Source organism: Flavobacterium sp. H4147 (genome assembly GCF_029360735.1).
Classification (GTDB): Bacteria; Bacteroidota; Bacteroidia; order Flavobacteriales; family Flavobacteriaceae; genus Flavobacterium; species Flavobacterium endoglycinae.
Genome location: NZ_JARKNB010000019.1, coordinates 1 through 551, shown reverse-complemented (window position 1 = coordinate 551; position 551 = coordinate 1). Strand labels below are relative to the sequence as shown.

General features: G+C 49.7%; 1 protein-coding gene. It reads left to right on the top strand.

Annotation, left to right across the window (positions count from 1 at the left end):
• A partial coding sequence (locus P2W75_RS22515) for a hypothetical protein (protein WP_276382149.1) occupies window positions 1-339 on the top strand: 339 nt, incomplete at its 5' end.
• Between the last annotated feature and the right edge of the window lie 212 nt (window positions 340-551).

The following is a 551-nucleotide window of genomic DNA, read 5'->3' as shown; positions in this document are numbered from 1 at the left end:
CCAAATTCTCCAATCCAAATCTTTCCTAAACTCGTCAATATGGTCTCTTTCAAGTATCTGGGTGCTACGGCGGCATACATCCTCGTTCTCGCCTCTCAAATTACTACGGCGTTGCCGGTCGAAGATATCGAACCCACCCCTGACGTCGAAGTTGGAGCCACGCCAGCTATTAAAGCCCCGGCAGTGAAGTGCCTAGGATACCGAAACGAGCACGACTGCCAGCAGGACCTAGGCTTTGCTTGTGGCCAGCAGTGTGCGTGGCAAGAAAGGATGGCGACGCTTTGTCTGACCAATTGTTTCGCTAATGCCGCGACGGCATGCGGCCAGGCATGCAAATGATAAATGAGATCCCAGATCTACCACATTTAATGTGGACCATTGTAAAGTAGCTTGTGTTTGAAGCCTTTGATTCACAGATTGGTGGTGACAAAGCTGGTTACTGTGTGAAGTTAGGTACCGGAGCAACTTGAGTCGGAATGCTACTTAAATGATGTGTGTACATGGCCGTACATGGAATCATCGCCGAAGAAATTGAGCTGTTGGTGCGACGC